Origin of the sequence: Formosa agariphila KMM 3901 (assembly GCF_000723205.1) — a bacterium.
Taxonomy (GTDB): Bacteria; Bacteroidota; Bacteroidia; order Flavobacteriales; family Flavobacteriaceae; genus Formosa; species Formosa agariphila.
In genome coordinates this window covers 3,653,854-3,673,453 of the sequence record NZ_HG315671.1, presented here as the reverse complement: position 1 = coordinate 3,673,453, position 19,600 = coordinate 3,653,854, and the positions used below count along the sequence as shown (strand labels likewise).

At 32.0% G+C, this 19,600-nt stretch carries 14 protein-coding genes; all 14 read left to right on the top strand.

The window, feature by feature from the left end; genetic code table 11:
* The first annotated feature begins 7 nt into the window (after positions 1-7).
* The 14 genes from BN863_RS15460 (at position 8) to BN863_RS15395 (ending at position 19,581) form a co-directional block, all read left to right on the top strand.
* The gene (locus BN863_RS15460) at positions 8-1,546 is read left to right on the top strand and encodes a cellulase family glycosylhydrolase (protein ID WP_038532112.1); all 1,539 of its coding nucleotides are present in this window, start codon (positions 8-10) and stop codon (positions 1,544-1,546) included.
* 264 nt (positions 1,547-1,810) lie between these two features.
* Positions 1,811-3,625 (top strand): arylsulfatase, encoded by a 1,815-nt coding sequence (locus BN863_RS18145; protein WP_051774886.1) that lies wholly within the window; start codon positions 1,811-1,813, stop codon positions 3,623-3,625.
* 1 nt (position 3,626) lies between these two features.
* On the top strand, positions 3,627-4,601 hold the full coding sequence (locus BN863_RS15450) for a type I phosphomannose isomerase catalytic subunit (RefSeq protein ID WP_038532109.1): 975 nt from the start codon (positions 3,627-3,629) through the stop codon (positions 4,599-4,601).
* A 27-nt stretch (positions 4,602-4,628) separates the two neighbouring features.
* Positions 4,629-5,915, top strand: a complete 1,287-nt coding sequence (locus BN863_RS15445) for a glycoside hydrolase 5 family protein (RefSeq protein WP_038532107.1) — start codon at positions 4,629-4,631, stop codon at positions 5,913-5,915.
* 110 nt (positions 5,916-6,025) lie between these two features.
* The gene (locus BN863_RS15440; protein WP_158409039.1) at positions 6,026-6,589 is read left to right on the top strand and encodes an RNA polymerase sigma factor; all 564 of its coding nucleotides are present in this window, start codon (positions 6,026-6,028) and stop codon (positions 6,587-6,589) included.
* A 60-nt stretch (positions 6,590-6,649) separates the two neighbouring features.
* The gene (locus BN863_RS15435) at positions 6,650-7,567 is read left to right on the top strand and encodes a FecR family protein (RefSeq protein ID WP_038532104.1); all 918 of its coding nucleotides are present in this window, start codon (positions 6,650-6,652) and stop codon (positions 7,565-7,567) included.
* 160 nt (positions 7,568-7,727) lie between these two features.
* Positions 7,728-11,102 carry a SusC/RagA family TonB-linked outer membrane protein gene (locus BN863_RS15430; RefSeq protein WP_051774884.1) on the top strand — a complete coding sequence of 1,125 codons (3,375 nt, stop codon included), beginning with the start codon at positions 7,728-7,730 and terminating at the stop codon, positions 11,100-11,102.
* A gap of 20 nt (positions 11,103-11,122) precedes the next feature.
* A complete protein-coding gene (locus BN863_RS15425) occupies positions 11,123-12,895 on the top strand; it encodes a RagB/SusD family nutrient uptake outer membrane protein (RefSeq protein ID WP_038532102.1) in 1,773 nt (590 codons plus the stop codon).
* A gap of 1 nt (position 12,896) precedes the next feature.
* Positions 12,897-14,426: a calcineurin-like phosphoesterase C-terminal domain-containing protein gene (locus BN863_RS15420; protein WP_038532100.1), complete on the top strand. Its 1,530-nt coding sequence runs from the start codon at positions 12,897-12,899 to the stop codon at positions 14,424-14,426.
* Between the two features lie 381 nt (positions 14,427-14,807).
* Positions 14,808-15,320 (top strand): VOC family protein, encoded by a 513-nt coding sequence (locus tag BN863_RS15415; RefSeq protein ID WP_038532098.1) that lies wholly within the window; start codon positions 14,808-14,810, stop codon positions 15,318-15,320.
* Between the two features lie 5 nt (positions 15,321-15,325).
* On the top strand, positions 15,326-16,366 hold the full coding sequence (locus BN863_RS15410; protein ID WP_038532096.1) for an L-dopachrome tautomerase-related protein: 1,041 nt from the start codon (positions 15,326-15,328) through the stop codon (positions 16,364-16,366).
* Positions 16,367-16,380: 14 nt separating this feature from the next.
* A complete protein-coding gene (locus BN863_RS15405; protein WP_051774883.1) occupies positions 16,381-17,445 on the top strand; it encodes an ankyrin repeat domain-containing protein in 1,065 nt (354 codons plus the stop codon).
* Positions 17,446-17,467: 22 nt separating this feature from the next.
* The gene (locus BN863_RS15400) at positions 17,468-18,241 is read left to right on the top strand and encodes a type 1 glutamine amidotransferase domain-containing protein (RefSeq protein ID WP_084817554.1); all 774 of its coding nucleotides are present in this window, start codon (positions 17,468-17,470) and stop codon (positions 18,239-18,241) included.
* 29 nt (positions 18,242-18,270) lie between these two features.
* Positions 18,271-19,581, top strand: coding sequence for an AGE family epimerase/isomerase (locus BN863_RS15395; RefSeq protein ID WP_038532095.1), 1,311 nt, complete (start codon positions 18,271-18,273; stop codon positions 19,579-19,581).
* The last annotated feature ends 19 nt before the right edge of the window (positions 19,582-19,600 follow it).

The following is a 19,600-nucleotide window of genomic DNA, read 5'->3' as shown; positions in this document are numbered from 1 at the left end:
TTCACTTATGTATAAAAAAGAATACCAAATTATTAAATCTCTAAAACATTTAGGGTTGATAACACTAATGTTTTTAATCAACATTTCTTGTGATAGAAATGCTACAATTAATAAGGAGGAAAAAACTAAAGATTGGCCAATAATTACTCGAAAAGGAGATCAACTTTTTGAGGGAGATAAAGCCTTTAGATTTTTAGGGTTTGCAGCTCCTAATATTCAGCAAAATGAATCTCAATTAAAAGCAGATATGTCAAACCGATTTCCAGATGAATATGAAATAAGAGATATATTATCTGGTTTACAAAGAATAGGCAGTAGAGCTACACGTACTTTTGCTTTATCGGTGTTTTCGCCAGAAGATAATTTACCTGTATACATATCATCAAAACGAGAATATAATGAAGAGGCGTTTCAATGCTTAGATAAAATTTTAGCATTTGCTCCTGAATATGATGTGAGAATTATTATTCCTTTTATTGCATCTCAACGTTTCGGAGGTTTTAGAGGGGTAGATGAGTTTGCTATTTTATCAGGGAAAGAAGAAGGAGAATTTTGGACCGATAAAGAAGTGAAAGAAGATTTTAAACACTTTCTTAATTTTATTTTGAATAGAAAGAATACTGTAAACGGAGTTATCTATAAAGATGATCCTGCAATTTTAGCATGGCAATTAGGTAATGAGTTTGGAAGTTATTATGGAGATAGAGGATTACCTGAAGAGGTTTGGAGTCCGAAAATTTTAGAATGGAGTCTCGAAATGGCAGCTTATATTAAAACGGAAGACCCAAATCATTTAGTAATGGAAGCGGGTGGAGCTGATAAAGAAGCGTTTATTGAAGACCCAAATATTGATGTTATTAGTGAACACTTATATGAGTATTGGAATAAAGTAGCAGGTAAACCATGGAAGTTAGCTCCTTATGCAAAAGAAGTTCGCGAAATGTCTAAAGGTAAGAAGCCTTTAATAATAGACGAGTTTGGTTTAGGAACTACCGAAAATATTAAAGAATTAATTAATACTATTAGAGACGAAAATATCGTTGGTGGTTTAATGTGGAGTATGCGTGGTCATCGTCGAGATGGTGGCTGGTATTACCATAATGAAGGAGGAACACCTGTAAATTCATTCCATGTACCAGGTTTTTCGGCTGGATTTAATTACCAAGAAGATCAAATACTTCAAGTGATGAAAAAGTACGCTTACGAAATTTCTGATATACCAAAACAAGAGACTAAACCTCCTTATCCAAAACCAGTTTTAATGAAAAAAGGTGAAGGGTTTACTTGGAGAGGTTCTGCGGGAGCTGCTTTTTATACTATTGAAAGAGCCGAAAGTGAAAATGGAGAATGGATAGTAATTGCTACAGGTTTACAGGATTCTGTAATAGCCGATGTTATAAATTTTGAGCATACAAAACAAGCCTCAGAGCCTTTAGTCTTATTTTATGATGAACTTAAAGAGAAAGGTGAAAAATACTATTACCGTATTAAAGGAGAGAACATTGCTGGTGTAACTGAGTATTCAAATGTTTTAGAAGTTGAATAAGATGTTAGAAACACTTTCATTAAATAAACTTGGACAGATTTAGATGTTTTTCCAGAAAGATTTACAAATAGTGAATCTAATTATGGTTATTGGAAACCGAAAATTTATAGTTACTCAGGTGCTAAAAAATACAAATACTTAAAAGTATTGTTTAAGGGAGGAATTGCTCAATTGGCAAGAGTAGAAATAACATATAAATAAAAACTAATGAACCAAATTAGAATAGGGATATTACTTATTTCTGTGCTTTTTTTATCGTGTGACATGGTAACGGAAAAAAAACAATCGCCGAATGTTTTAATAATACAGGTTGATGATTTAGGTTATGATGATTTGTCATTGCATGGAAATCCACATTTAGAAACACCAAATCTTGATAAATTGGGTAAAGAATCTGTTGAGTTTCAACAATTTTATTTGCAAAGTGTATGTGCTCCCTCAAGAGCTGCTTTTTTAACAGGACGAAATTTTCAAAGAACAGGCGTAACTTCTGTACACGCAGGACGTGATTTTATGAATTTAGAGGAAACCACAATTGCAGAAATTTTCAAAGAAAATGGATATCAAACAGGCATGTGGGGTAAATGGCATTCTGGTAAAACAAATGGTTATTTTCCTTGGGACAGAGGTTTTGATGAAGCGTATTATGCTTGCCTATATAATTATTGGGATAATACCGGTCTTTTAAACGGAAAACCGATTCAAACCAAAGGATTTACAACAGATGCAATTACAGATATGGCAATTAATTTTGTTGCTAAAAAAAGAGACAAACCTTTTTTTGCTTATATATCTCATTTAGCTCCCCATAATCCGTGGAGAGCTCCTGATAATTATGTTAAAAAATATCAATCTAAAGGACTTTCTGACCCTATGGCACAGCTGTATGGAATGATTGATAATTTAGATTATAATATAGGTAGATTGCTAAATGCCTTAGATGAGAATGGATTAACAAAAAACACCATTATTGTTTTTATGAGTGATAATGGGCCTTGGGTTAGAAGCTATAGATTTGGATTAACTGATAAGGAATGGGAAATGCGGAATCCTTCAGGGCTACGAGGAGCTAAAGGTCAGAATTGGCAAAATGGAGTGAAGTCTACGCTTTTTATAAAATGGCAAAATAAATTAATGCCTAGCAAAACCAAACAGATCACAAAAATTGAAGATCTTTTTCCGTCTTTAACACGTATGTGTAAAATAAAAATACCAGATTCATTAGATTTAGATGGAATAGATTTTTCACCAATTTTTAAAGGAGAAAAGGTGATTGAAACCCCTGTGTTCTTTGCGAATCACAGTCCAAAAGGAACATCTTTTGAAAATTCAATTGATGCAATGGTCACTGCAAGTACGCCTCTAACAGAAACTTTCAAGTCAACATTTATTTTCGAAAATCAAGGGTTGGCAATACGTAAAGGTGACTATAAGTATGTACAGAATCAAGATAAGGTACAAAAGGGATTATATAATATTAGTAGCGATTCTAAAGAAGAGTATAACTTAATTGATAGTATTCCGGATAAAGCCAAAGAATTGGAAAAAGAATTAGAGAATTGGTATCAAGGTATATTAAAAGCAGATTCTTTTAATATGCCAGTTCTACAAATAGGATTTGAAAACAGGGAATTTAGTCAGATTTATGCTGCGTCACCAAGTTCTCTAAGTGGTGATTTAATTAATAAAAATCATGAATTGGAAAATTGGAACACTGTTTCGGATAGTGCATTTTATAAAATAAAAGTACACACACCAGGTAAGTATAAAGTGTTTTTAATCCATAAAATGGAAGATTATAAGGATATTTCATTTTCAGTGTCAACAGGTGTAAAAACTATTTCGGCACAATTATTAGATAAAGGAAATCGAGATTTTGGGACACTTTTGGAAGGAGAAAGTGCCTATTGGGATGATTTTGATAATCCAGATACTTTTAAAAAAGAAATTATAAAATCAGAAATTGGAGAGCTTCAATTATTTAAAACTGATACCGTTTTAAATATTTCTCCTACACGAATAAAAGACATTAAAAATAACAGGCAATTAATTGCTATTCAATTTTATAAAATTAAATAAAATGAACACACTATATCCTTTAAAATTTCAACCTCTTTTTCACTACAGAATATGGGGAGGTGATAAATTAAGAACAGTCTTAAATAAAGATTATTCAGAAAACAACATTGGAGAGTCATGGGAAATTTCTACTGTACCTGGTAATGAATCTGTGGTTAGTAAAGGAAGCTTAAAAGGAAATACTATAAATGAACTGATTAAAGAGTATGGGGCTGATTTTTTAGGTGAAAATGTTTTAGAAAGGTTTGGAACGGATTTTCCATTATTAATCAAATTTATAGATGCGAAAACACCCTTATCTATTCAAGTGCATCCAGATGATGTATTGGCCAAAAAGCGACATAATTCGTTTGGAAAAAACGAAATGTGGTATGTAATGGGGGCTGATAAGGATGCTGAATTAATTATCGGGTTTAATAAACTGTTAGATAAAAAGTCTTATAAAGCGTCTATTGAAAAAGGGGATATTGAAGAAGCCTTAAACAAGGTGAAAGTTTTAGAGGGGGATACCTTTTTTATTCCAGCTGGTCGAGTACATGCTATTGGTGCTGGGGTTATGATTGCCGAAATTCAGCAAACATCAGATGTGACGTACAGAATATTCGACTTTAATAGAGTAGATGAAAAAACAGGAGCAACACGTGAGTTACACACCGAACAATCTGTTGACGCTATCGATTTTAATTTAATTGACAATTACAAAACAGTGTATAGCTTAAGTGAAGCAAATAATAAATTGGTTCATACAAGGTATTTTAAAACTAATATTTTAAATATTCAAGGTAATATAAGTTTAACAGTTTCTAAAAAAGAATCGTTTAAAATATTGATTTGTATAGAAGGGGATGTGGATATTTTATATCAAAATAAAATGGAAATGTTAAACAGAGGTGAAACTATTTTGTTGCCAGCATCATTAGACTACAAAGTATTGATAAGTGCTACCAATGCTAAAATATTAGAAGTTTATATATAATTCACTATCTCAAAATCTAAATTAATTATGACTTTAAGTTCTAAATTATCACTAATAATTATCTGTCTGAGTTTGTGTTCTTGCGCGGGTTATAAAAAGAGCCTGGTTCAAGTTAATGATAAAGGGTTTCAAGCTAATAACAAAAACTATAATTACATTGGGGCTAATTATTGGCAAGGAATGAATTTAGGAGCTCCAAAATCTGGAGATCAACAACGATTGATACGAGAATTAAATCATTTACAAGCATTAGGAGTAACGAATCTACGGGTGCTGGCATCAAGTGAAGCAGATGCTGAAATGAAATATGCAGTACATCCTGCTTTACAAACTGCACCTGGTGTATATGATGAAGATATTTGGCAAGGTTTAGATTTTTTATTGTCAGAAATGGAAAAAAGAGGCATGAAAGCTGTTATGGTACTAGGTAATTTTTGGACCTGGAGTGGAGGCTTTCCTCAATATTTGAAATGGGCAGGAGCAGGGAAAATCCCTTATCCACAAGAAGAAGGTACTACTTGGTCCAATTTTTCAGATTATTCAAAACAATTTTATACTAATGACAAAGCTCAGGACATGATGAATAATCATATTAAAAAGGTTATTTATAGAAAAAATACTATTACAGGAAAAGTATACAAAAAAGACGCTACAATTATGGCTTGGCAATTGGCCAATGAACCAAGAGGTTATGATGTTCCAATTGAATTTGTGAAATGGACCAGGAAAACTTCGGCATATATAAAAAGCTTAGATAAGAATCATTTAGTTTGTTTAGGTACAGAAGGAAATACAGCAGCAAAATATGCAGGGACGGATGTTTTTAGAGATAATAATGATGTAAATATCGATTATATAACAATGCATATATGGGCTCAGAATTGGGAGTGGTTTGAACCCACTGATGGAGAGTCTGTATATAAAGAAGCGATAGAAAAGGTAAATAATTATTGGGAAGATCATAAAAAAGTAGCTCTACAACTAAATAAACCTATAGTTTTAGAAGAGTTTGGTATCGCGAGAGATTATTCGTCTTACAATCCTAAAGAGACTACAGTTTGGAGAGATAAGTTTTTTGATTATTTATTTAGTAAGGTAGTACATTCTATAGAAACCAATGATGTTGTAAAAGGTTTAAACTTTTGGAGTTATTCAGGAGAAGGTAGACCAAATAATCCAGGAGAATTTTGGGACATAGGAGATGCTATTTTAGGCGATCCCCCTCATGAAAGGCAAGGCTGGTATGGTGTTTATAATACGGATATTTCTACAACTAATATAATAAAACGGTATAGTGATAGAATTAATAACTAATTTAATTTTAAGGTAAGATTGAAGGTAGATATTTTTCAATTTATTAATATTTAATCAGGTATATAGTTTTAATTGTTATTTAGATTCGCAGTGTTAAAAACCTCCCAAAATTGAATAAAGTAAACGACTCCTTTTTATTGGATAGACTCAAGGAAAATGATCATAAGGCATTTAACCGCATTTATGATTTGTATTGGGAAAAACTGTTTGCTTTCTGTTATAAATTGACAGGGAGTAATGAACTTACGCATGAAATTATTCAAATTATTTTTGTGCAATTATGGGAAAAAAGGCATGAAACAGAAATTTCTAATCTTAAGTCGTATCTTTTTCAAAGTGTAAAATATCAATTCTTCTCTTATTATAAAAAGAATAAAATCCATTCAAATACTTTGCCAGCCGAATTGGAGAGTTACTTGATGGAAAATTTAAATGAAGATCATCCCGAAATATTAAATACCTTAAATAAAGCCTTGGAACAGCTTCCACAAAAAAGAAAAGAAATTTTATTACTAAGCAAGTATCAAAATATGTCTGTTCAAGAAATTTCTGAAAGCTTAAATATATCTCCTCAGACTGTTAGAAATCAAGTGTCTAAGGCTCTTATTCAATTGCGAGAAGTGTTATGTCAAGGTGTTTTTTTATTTGTTTACCTTGAATTAACGTTTTGGTAATGTAGGAGGGTGGTACATAATTATGTTTTCAATACTTAGTTAAAAGTAAAGAAGTATAATATGCTAAATCATAATGAAAAAAATATAAACGGACTTTTTGAAAAACATATTTCTAATCAAACTTCGAAAGATGAAGTAAAGATTTTAAATGATTTTTTAAAAACGCTTTATGAAAACTCAGAATGGGATGAAACTCATATGGGAAATAAGATTAAAGCTAAGAACGATTTGAAAGATGCAGTTAATTTAAAAATTAAAAAGTCTAAGCGAAGTTTTTCATGGGTAAAATATGCAGCAGTTGGAGTTTTACTTATTCTTTTAAAGTTGTATTTACCTGTTACCAAATCTTTAGATGAAATATCATTTTATACAGGAAAATCCATAGATAGTATAACGCTTCCCGATAATTCTAAAATTATTTTAAGTCCAAATTCAGAAATTGTTTATACATCTAATTTCAATGACAAGGATAGAAAGGTTGCTCTACTACGTGGGAATGCATTCTTCAAAGTAAGTAAAAACAAGCAAAAGCCCTTTATTGTCACCTCACAGGATCTTAAAACAACTGTTTTAGGTACTTCATTTAATATTGACTTAAATGATGAAAATATTAAAGTTTTAGTTAAAACAGGACGAGTTAAAGTGTCGAGCTCTAAAAATCACGAAATCCTTATACCTGATCAAGGAGTATTGTATAATCCTGAATCTCAGAATATGAGAAGAATTGAACAAATTATAGTCCACCCTTGGTATAAAACAGACGTCACCTTAAATGAAATATCTATACAGGAATTAGGTGTTTTTATTCAGAATAGATTTGGAGTTGACTTGATTTATTCAAATGAAATTGTAAGAGATCAATTTGTTACACTGCATGTGTCTAAGGATGATGAAGTTCTAAAAATTATTGAAAAACTAAATTATATAACCAATTTAAACTTTAAAATAGATGCAAATGAAATAATAGTTACTAAATAAAAAAGAAAAAACCGTAGTTGCGCCAACAACCACGGTCTAAATAAGATTAAAGTATTGAAAAAATGTATTACAAGTACAACACTAAAAAATTATGCTAAACAAAAATATAAATATTTGTCTAATACTCACATTGTGTTTTAGTTTATTAATAACAAATACAATGCCAGCAGCAGTTAAGTATGATACTATTTCAGAAAATAGAGTCGTTTTAAAAGCTGATAATATCACAATTCAGGCCATATTTAATGAATTACAGAGTTTAACTCATTATAATTTTAATTACGGAATTGACATTATTAACAACAAATCTACATATTCTATAGATTATAATGATGCCACTTTAAATAATGTTTTGAGCGATTTGTCAAAAAAAATTGGATTTACTTATGTTATTGAACAAAATAATGTATTAATAAAAACACCAAAATCAGTAAGTATACAACAACAGGCTGTTAAAGGAGTAATAATAGACGATTACGATATGCCACTACCTGGTGTAAATGTTGTTGAAAAAGGAACAAAAAATGGAGTGATTACAGATTTTGATGGAAATTACTCGATTTCAACAACAACCTCAAATCCGATTTTAATTTTTTCTTATATAGGTTACAAAACGAAAGAAGTTCAAGTTTCAGGGCAAAGTGTGATTGATCTTAAAATGGAATCTGAATACACTGCTTTAGATGAAGTTGTTGCTATTGGATATGCTGTTAAGAAAAAAGTGAATTTAACGGGAGCTGTAAGTTCAATCGATTCAAAAGTTTTGGAAAGTAGACCTATAACAAATTTAAGCCAAGGGCTACAAGGTCAATTACCAAATGTTGAGATTTCTTTTCCTTCGGGAAGACCAGATGAAACTGGAGAGTTTAATATTCGTGGGTTAGGGTCTATAAATGGAGGAAGTCCTTTAATTCTAATTGATGGGACTCCTGGAAATATCAACACTTTAAACCCTCGTGATATCGCAAATGTATCTGTATTAAAGGATGCCGCTGCATCCTCAATTTATGGAGCACGAGGTGCTTTTGGAGTTGTTTTAATTACAACCAAAAAAGGTAAGGAAGATGGTTTAAATATTACCTATGATTCAATGTTTGGGTTTTCTTCTCCTACTCGTATACCTAAATTGTATCTTGATGATCCTGTTAAATATGCAGAAATTCATCAGCAGGCAGGTAATTCATTTTCAGATGCACAGATGGATTATATTAAAGCAAGAGCAAATGATCCAAGTTTGCCAGAAATTGTGGCAAGTGTAAATGATGCTGGGCAACCGTATTGGCTTACTGCAGGAAACACAAATTGGTATGATCTTATGTATCAGGACAACGCGCCTATGAATATTCAAAATGTAGGTGTTTCTGGTGAGTCAGGAAAGTTTAACTATTATTTATCTGGAGGCTTATTAAATCAAGAAGGGGTCTATAAAATAGGTACAGATGATTACAAAAGATATAATCTAAGAACTAAAATTACAATAGATCTAGCGAGTTGGTTGTCAGTAACTACAAATACTGAATTTGCTAATGGGGTTTACGATCAGCCTAATCCTTATTTTAGATATAATCTTAATGTGGAGCGTATGATGTCTCAAGAAGCTAATCCGTATAATGTGTTACAAACACCTGATGGTTATTGGACAAATCACGGTGTAGTTCTTGGGTTTATGCAAGATGGAGGACGTCAAGTAGAAGACCAAAAATTATTTAAAACTACCCTTGCCTTTGATATGTCATTTTTAAATAACGATTTAAAAATACATGGGGATTACACGTATCAAAATGATAATACCTTATTAACAGCTAAACGTATTTCACCGTTATATTCACCATCTCCTGGAATCGTTGAGGAGTTCCCTATCGATGATCCAAACTCATTGAAACGCGGAACGACAGATAATGATTTTAATGTTATTAATCTACACGCAACCTATAGTAAAACACTTGGGAAACATGATTTTTCTGCGATGTTAGGGTATAATCAAGAGGAATATTCAAATAGCTACTATGAAGTTCTTAGAGCTGGGCAATTAAGTGATGATTATTCATCATTAAACCTCTCAACTGGAACGATTAAAACCTATGACAAAGAAAGTGAATATGCTCTTAGAGGTGCTTTTTATAGAGTAAACTATAATTTTAATGATCGTTATTTAATTGAGTTGAATGGGCGTTATGATTTATCTTCTAGATTTCCAACCGACGATCGTGGTGGATTCTTTCCGTCAATATCAGCAGGGTGGAGGATTTCGGAAGAAAATTTCTTTAAAAACGCAAACTTAGGGATAAAAAACTTAAAGCTTAGAGCATCATACGGTGCACTCGGAAACCAAAATGTAAACGATTATTTATATATCTCAAATCTATCTGTAAATAATAGTACATGGTTGTTTGATGATAGTATACAACCTTATGCTGGAGCACCTAGTCCAATAAGTTCTAATATAACTTGGGAGCAAATAAAAAGTTCAAACTTTGGTTTAGACTTAAGTACGTTCAACGGAAGATTAACTGCGAATTTCGATTATTTTATTCGTAATACATACGATATGTTAATCCCTGGAGGAAGCTTGCCTTCTATTTATGGTGCTACCGTACCGATGCAAAATTCCGGAGATCTAAATACCAAAGGTTGGGAAGTTTCCGTAGGATGGAGAGATAATTTTATGTTAGCAGAGAAGGACTTCTCTTATTTCGTTAATGTAAATGTTGGAGATGCAAAATCAGAAATAACTTCTTTTAATAGTAATGCTACTAAAAGTTTAGGAAGTTGGACCGATCCAGATTTTTATGAAGGTATGGTTGTAGGCGAGATTTGGGGGTACACAACGGATGGGTATTTTCAAAATGATGGAGAGGTCAATGCTGCACCAGATCATCAACAAGTCTATCCAGATTTTGCTCCGGCACCTGGAGATATAAAGTTTGTAGATACTAATGGAGATGGTGTTATAGATAAAGGTCAAAACACATTTGATGACCATGGGGATTTAAGTGTCATTGGTAATAGTACACCTAGATATAATTATGGTTTTGGTTTAGGGTTTAATTGGAATAATATTGATTTTTCTGTGTTTTTCCAAGGTGTTGGTGAGCGTGATTTTATGCCTAATAATGAAGCTGCACTTTATTATGGTTTTTATAATAGAAAATATCAGCCAATATTCGAGCATATGACAGATTATTGGACAGCAGACAATCCAGATGCCGCTTTTCCAAATCCAAGAGGATATATAGCAGGAGCATGGAAAGATCAACCTTTAAGTGTAAATCAAACGGGGCAGATCCAAGATGCATCTTATTTACGTTGGAAAAATTTAACCATTGGATATACCTTTAAGAGAGATGTTATGAAATTCTTAGAATCGTTTAGACTTTATGTTTCTGCAGAAAATATTATGGAATGGACAGCCCTTAGTGAAGCGTTTGATCCAGAAGCATTAGGAGATGATCCTTACTCGCCAGGTCTAGATGGACAAGGTATGGTTTACCCGTTAAACAGAAAAGTTACATTGGGATTACAGTTAAACTTTTAATTTAAAATTTATAATTTAAGATGAAAAATATATATAAAATATATAGTGTAGTTGTACTTACTTTTATGTTTGGATGTAACGACGATTTTTTAGAACGTTACCCTACAACCGAAATTACTGAACAAAACTTTTTTCAATCTGCTGGTGATTTAAGATTATATACCAATGGGTTTTACGAGACTTTAAATCCACCACATAGTTTAGGATATGGTGCAGATTATGAAAGTGACGATATGGAAACTGGTAATGATGAATTATCTGTGTTAGAACAAGGTCGTGTTATTCCTTCAACTATTTTAGGTGCCGATGGTTGGGATTGGGAATCCTTAAGAAGCATTAATTACTTTTTAGAACATTATAATAATGAAGAAATTCCTGTAGAGTCAAGACAACATTATGCTGGAATTGCTAGATTTTTTAGAGCATGGTTTTATTTCGATAAGGTGAAAACTTTTGGAGATGTGCCATGGGTTAATAAGGTTTTAGAAGATGGAGATGAGGCTTTAATGGGGGAAAGAGATTCTCGAACTCTAGTTATGGATTCTATTTTATCAGATTTAAATTATGCAATAAATAATATAAATCTAGACGAAGGGTATAATAGAATTAACAGTAATTCCGCCCTAGCGCTAAAGTCTCGTGTAGCATTGTTTGAAGGGTCTTGGCAAAAATACCATAATGCGGATCAGTCAAGGTCAAATGTATTGTTTAATGAGGCTAAAAGTGCAGCTAAAGAATTAATTGAGAGTGGTGCCTATGCTATACATAATACAGGGAACAGCGATGAAGATTATCTTAATGTATTCGCGTCCGAAGAAGCATTGGACGATGAGTCTATCTTAGTACGTACCTATATTGAAGGCGAAGGTTCTGGACACAGTTCTAATTATATTTTTAATGATTACAATCAAGGACGACGTCAAGCAACTAAATCATTCATAGATTCTTTTTTAATGAATGATGGTTCTGCATTTTCAAATCAAAGTAATTCTCAAAATTTACCTTATAGTGAAGAGATCTTAAATAGAGACCCGAGATTAAGTCAAATAATTAGAACACCGGGGTATAAAAGGTTAAATGAAGACTTGGAATTATTACCAGACTTAACATATGCAGCCACTGGATATCAAATTATAAAATATGTCACAGGTCCAGAAGACGACTCGTATGTGGCTAATACAAATGATTATATTCTGATTCGTTATGCTGAAGTTCTTTTAAATTATGCTGAAGCAGTAGCAGAATTAGGAGAATTAGGCCAACAGGATTTAGATATCTCTATTAATAAATTAAGATCAAGAGCAGGGCTTCCAAATTTGTTGTTGAATGCAGCTTTAGACCCTTTTCAAAGTGCGTTATATCCTAATGTAACAGATCCAATGTTGCTTGAAATAAGAAGAGAAAGACGTGTGGAATTATGTTTTGAAGGTTTTCGTTTAGATGATGTTAGACGTTGGAAGGTTGGCCAGTTAATTCGTAATGAATATCAAGGAATGTATATTGAAATGGTAGGTAAAGCCTTTGATATGAATAATGATGGTAATAATGATGCAATTGTATTAAATAATCAAGCAGATTATGATGATACCACTATGAATGGGTTGCAGCGTATTATTTTAGGTGAAGATTCTCCTAATGGAGGTAAAGCTATTGAATTGTCATCAGGAAATTCAGGGAATATTATTTTGCATGCAGATGTGAGACCAGTGTTTCAAGATTACGAATACCTATATCCAATACCAACGCCAGAGTTATTGTTGAATCCGAACTTAGTTCAAAACGAAGGTTACTAAAATGAAGTTACAACTAAATGTAAATCTAAAAAACACAATCCGTTTTTTAGGTTTACTTAGTATTGGGATAGTCAATGCACAGGATATAACAGGAATCGTTTTTGAAGATGTTAATGCCAATCAAATTTTTGATGCTGGTGATAAGGCATTAAAAAATGTTGTAGTAACTAATCAATTAGAGTCTGTGGTAACAAATTCAGATGGAGTTTTTACATTGCAATTAAGGGAAGAGCATTTTATTTCTGTAACTAAACCTAAAGGCTATCAGTTTGAAATCGATAATAAAAACAAACCAAAATCTTATTTTTATTATCAGCCAAATCCCATTAAGGAAGTTTTAAAATATCCTGGAACAAATGTGTCAAATGAGCTTCCAAAAACTTTGTACTTCCCAATGCATAAAGTTAATGAAGACTCCCATAGAGCACTATTAGTAGGTGACCCTCAAATGGGAAATGACCAACGGTTAGATTATTTTAAAGATGGATTACTGCCATTTATGGCGATAGAAGATGCTGATTTTAGAATCGTTTTGGGAGATATAGCTGATGATTATTTAGATATTTTATCTAAAGAATTAGAGTTTTCAAGTAAAATGGGTCAGGTAGGTTATTATGTTTTTGGAAATCATGATATCAATTATCAGGCTAAAGATAATCGCTATGCAACCTCGACTTTTAAAGATACTTATGGTCCGGAATATTATTCGTTCGATTATGGTAATTTTCATTATATCGTTCTAAATACCATTCAATATGATGGATGGAATTATAAGAAAAAGAAAAGAGGAAGCTATTTTGGCGGTATTGATTCCGAGCAGTTAACTTGGTTAAAGAATGATATGAAGTTTGTTGCACATGACAAAACGATTGTTGTTTGTACACATGCTCCAATTTTGGACCGTTTTACTAAAAAAGATGATGTTGAAACTATTTTTAATATACTTAGTAAAAATAATAAGGTCTTTGCAGTTTCAGGTCATTTACACACTGTAAAGGCCTATGATATAGAAGAGCATTATCACAGCGATATTGATGGCCTTGTAGCCGGTGCAACTTGCGGTTCTTGGTGGTTATCACCTAAAGACGAATTAGATATTCCTTATGCAACATCTACGGACGGTACCCCTAAAGGATATTTTGTAATGGATGTAGAAAACAATCAATATACTTATACGTATAAACCTGTAAATTATCCTGAAAATTTTCATATGCGAATTTATACTGATCAGGAGAATGTTTTAGTAAACTGGTTTATAGGTAAAAAAGGAGATAAAGTTATAGGGAAAATAAAAGGTACAAATCTAGAAATTGAATTTACCAATAGCGTCGATAAAGATCCTTTTATGTTGTCTACCATTTCTAGTAAGAAAAATGATGATAATTGGACGCCAGGTGTTGCCGAAACCGAACATATTTGGAAAGCTAAATTACCCTCTAATTTGGAAAAAGGATCCTATGGTTTAGAGATTGAAGCTGTAAATTATAAAGGTAAAAAGTTTAAAGGATTTAAGATTATTTCAATAGAATAAGAATATCATTTTGTTTGTTTGAGTAACCATTCGTGGTTGTAGTTTGTTTAAGACCACCTGAGAAGGTGGTCTTTCAAATAATCAATGCGTTGTTTAGAATTTTTAAAATATCTAAGTGAAATTGAAAAATGAATATAGTATTTAAAATTTTGATAATCCTTTAGTGTTCACTAGAATGTTCACTGGTTTTAGATAACAGTCACTGTTTTTTAATTCTCATTGGTCTGAAAATGATTACTAAATGAAATAACATAACTTTAACACGTGTTGTAATTGATTGTAAATCAGTATTTAACTCTTTTGGTTGGTTATGTTACATTTTGGTGTGTTATTGCGTATTCGATTAATACGGATTAATTTTATTATTTAAATATATAAAGTATGTCAACACATAAAAATTACCCTAAATCGTTTTCTCATATTGGATTAACAGTTCCTAATATAGAAGAGGCATTGAATTTTTACTCAGAAGTAATGGGCTGGTACGTAATTATGGAACCTTCAAAAGTAAAGAAGGAAAAAGATACAGCTATAGGTAAAATGTGTATTGATGTTCTAGGTGAGGACTGGACGGAGTTTGAAATTGCACATTTAGCCACATCAGATGGTATAGGAATAGAATTATTTTCTTTTCCAAACGGAATTAAACAAGCTCCTGAATTTAGCCCTTTTAACACAGGTCTATTTCACTTCTGTATACAGGATCCGGAAATAGAAAGTCTTGTTGATAAAATAGTAACTTATGGCGGTAAACAGCGAATGCCTATAAGAGAATACTATCCTAATGATAAACCTTTCAAGATGTGTTATGTAGAGGATCCTTTTGGAATTGTATTTGAAATATACACGCATAGTTATGAATTAACCTATTCTAGTGGAGCTTATCAAAAATAAAACTTATGAAAAATATAGTATTAACCTTATTGTGTTTAATAACATTAAATAGTTGTATGAATAATTTTAACAGCACTCAAAAGCAAGAGGTTGCAGTTTTTAAGGGGCAACAAGTTACAGGGGTAACAGTTAGTGATAAAGGTCGAATTTTTGCTAATTTTCCAAGATGGCGTAAGGGTGTGGAAAACTCAGTTGTCGAGGTGGTGGAAGAAGGTAAGCCCAAAGCCTTTCCTAACCCAAAATGGAACAGCTGGACATTAGGGGACCCTACATCCGAGAATGTCTTTGTAGCGGTTCAATCGGTAGTTGCTTTTGAAAATAACTTGTATGTTTTAGATACCCGAAATCCATTGTTTAATGGTGTAATCGAAAACCCAAGAGTTTTTATGTTTGACCTTTTAACAAATGAGCATATAAAGACTTTTATTTTACAAGAAGGCACATTTCATAAAGACTCTTATATAAATGATTTACGTATAGATAAAAAACGCGGTAAAATTTATTTAACAGATTCGGGGCATGCAGGTTTGGTTGTTGTTGATTTAAAATTAGGGACATCATTTAGGGTTTTAAATGATCATAATTCTACACTTGCCGAAACAGATTTTTTAAATTTTTCAGGTTCTAAGTGGGTAAATACTGTTCATTCTGATGGAATTGCCTTAGATACTAAAAATGATTTACTATACTACCATGCTTTAACTGGTTATAGTTTATATGCGGTTTCAACGGATATTTTAGCAAAAGGAAATCAAAAGGAGATTGAAGACGACGTGAAGTTTATTATGAAAACATCAGCACCCGACGGGATGATTTTTGATGAAATGGGGAATCTCTATTTAGGTGATTTAGAGTATAATAAAATCATGAAAGTAAACCCTGTTGAGGGAGCTATTGAAACGTTTTACGAAGGTGAGGATGTAAGATGGGCAGACACATTTAGTATTTATAAAGACACATTATATTATACTAATTCTAGAATAAATGAAGCAAACGATAATATTGACAATCTGTCGTTTACAATTAATAAATTAAACATTAAGTAAAAACAAAAATATATATGACTATTAAAATTATTATTTCTACCGCTATATTTTTGTTATCAGTTTTCGAAATAAAAGCTAATGAATTATGCTTGGCTGTTAAAAGCAATAATTTAGTTGAGGCTAGTAGATTATTGGAACATGGTATAGATGTTAACGGGAAAAATGCGCTCGGATATACACCTTTAATGCTTTCTGCAGGTTTAGGAAATTATCAAATGTGTGACTTACTTCTTTCTGCTGGAGCAGATGTTCATATACTTGATAACAGGATGGGGGCTACGGCGCTTCATAAATCAGCCCAAAGCGGTGTAGTACCTGTGGCAGAATTGCTTATTCGTCACGGTGCATTTATAGATATGCGATCACCAACAAATGGAAATACACCACTAATAGATGCTAGTTGGTATAGAAATGCGGCTATGGTTAAGTACTTATTAGAGGCTGGAGCTAATTATACGATTGAAGCTCGAGGAACATTAACAGCACAGGTTATAGCTGAAAATGCAGGGGATAAACATATTGTAAAGATTATAGAAGATTATATTAAAAAAGTGAATTTATATAAATCAAATACTACTATTTATACTGAAATTGAAAACAATAATATTGCGGAAATTGAAAAGTTAATAAGCGATGGATTGGATATTAATGCAAAAGCTGACCATACCTTAAATGGAGCTTTAAAGGGGATAACACCTTTATTGTATGCCTCGAGATTAGGCAAGAGTGATATTGTGAAACTTTTATTGGAGCAAGGTGCAAACCCTAGAATTGTAGACTGGACAATGAAATCAACGGTGTTGCATAAGTCTGGATATATGGGTCATCCAGAAAGTATTGATCGTTTGGTAATTGCCGGAGCAGAACTAAATGCTCAAGGTCCTTATAATGGATATACTGCTTTACATGATGCTGTTTGGCATGGACATACAAAAACAGTAATTGCCTTATTAGATGCTGGAGCGATCCCAAATTTAGAAGGGTTAGACGGGAATACTCCGTTAGATTTAGCAGTAAAATATAACTATACAGATATTATAAGTATTCTATCAAAACCAGAATATTCTGAACAAAATTAAATTTTAAATACGTAATCATATTATGAAAAAAATATTGTTTATCGTGGCTATAATAGTGGTCACAGCTTGTCAAACTAAAGTAAAAAAAGTAAATAAAGATGTTCAAACTATAAAGGAGTCTAAAAAGGTTTTGTTTGTTGTGACTTCGCACGAAGAGTTAGGAGAAACAGGTAATAAAACTGGATACTGGTTAAGTGAAGTTTCTCACGTTTGGCATATTCTGTCGAAGGAGGGATTTGAAATTGATTTTGTAAGTCCTGATGGTGGAGAGGCTCCTATAGATCCAACTAGTATGGACACTAATGATAGTATTAATATCGCTTTTTTGGAAAATAACAAATATCAGCAGAAAATAAAAAACACTTTTAAGCCAATTGAGGTAAATCCTAAAGATTATAGTGCTATTTATTTTGCTGGAGGTCATGGAACTATGTGGGATTTTGCAGACAATGAAAAGTTAGAGAATATAACAGCTACAATTTATGAAAATGGTGGTTTAGTTAGTGCCGTTTGTCATGGACCTTCAGGATTAGTAAATGTAAAATTACGTAATGGGAAGAATCTTTTAGAAGGGATATCGGTTAGTGGATTTACAAATGAAGAAGAATCTGAAATAGAATTAACTGATGTTGTTCCTTTTTCATTAGAGGATGCATTAATTAATAGTGGAGCTAAAATGAATAAGGCAGGGCTGTGGCAAGAACAAGTTACTGTGGATAGCAGAATAATAACGGGTCAAAATCCACAATCTGCTTCTGCTGTGGGAAGGATGTTATTAAAGAAATTAGAAAAATAAATTACGCTTAATGATATTGCTAGAATTGTATGAAAATATTAAGTAGTTACATAAATAAAATACCTAATCTTTTTATTTTATTATTTTTAATCTCGACATTCTCCTGTAAAGATTTAAAAAAACAAAAAAATAAAGGGCTGGTTGATGTTAGTACTAAATATAATAAATCAATAAACAATTTAGTCTCTTTTTTTAAAGTAAACGCCTATGAATCTGAATTAGGCACTTATTATTCCGAAATAGATAATTCAGGGCAAGTTGTTTCCAATAAAGTCTATAATGTTGCCCTTAGTAGGTTAATTTATGGAATGTCATCTTCTGCAAAGGCAAATGGAAATAATTTGAATAAAGCAATTAATGCTTATAATTTTCAGATGAATCATTTAGTAAGTAGAGATTCGGTCGGACATTATTTTAATTCATTTTATGATGTAAAGTTAAAGACAAAAGACATTACAAATAGCTTAGATGTTTGGCAGCAGGTTTATGGTTTGTGCGGCTTAGTAGAATTATATAAACATTATCCAAATGAAACATTACTACTTAATATAAATAAATTAAATGTTGATTTTATTGAACGTTTTCACGACAAGAAAAATGGGGGCTTTTACGGTGCTTATGATATGAGTAAAGGTCAAGTCTCTGGTAGTAAATCGCTTCAGTCTTTAATGTATCCAATTACAGCATATTTAGAAAACTTATGGGGCACAGACGTGGTGAACAAGTTAAAATATGAGTCTTATTTAAAGGAAAATTTATCCATTATTTATAATCAAGCCTGGAATGCTAATTTAGGCTGGGTGAATTTGAAATATAATGATGATTGGAGTGTTTTTAAATTTTCAAATTCAAAAGATATTGCAATAAAAGTTACTCCAGGACATAATTTCCAGCTTGCATCGTTGCTATTAAGAACTAAGTCATGGGATTTTTTAACATTAGAACAAAAACAGAAATATTATAACCTAGGTATAGAAATTCTAGATAGAACGTTGAGTAAACCTGTTTTTCCAGAGGCTAATCTTTCTCAAGGGATTTATAGTGAAGTAAATGTTATGTCTGAAGAAGTTATAGATTTTAGAAAAACTTGGTGGCAACATTGTGAAGCTCTCATCGCTTTATCTTTGGGTGGTGAACTCTATAAAGAGAGACTATTAAAATTGGAAGATTTTTATTTTAAGGCATTTACAGATATAGATAACGGTGGGGAATATTTTTATATTGATAAAAATAATATTCCAATAACCAATGAACTAAAAGGAAGTATAGGGAAATCGACCTATCATACATTAGAAATGATTCAATATTTAATTAAGAGTAAAAATACTATCAAAGAGTAACAACAATTTAATACATAAA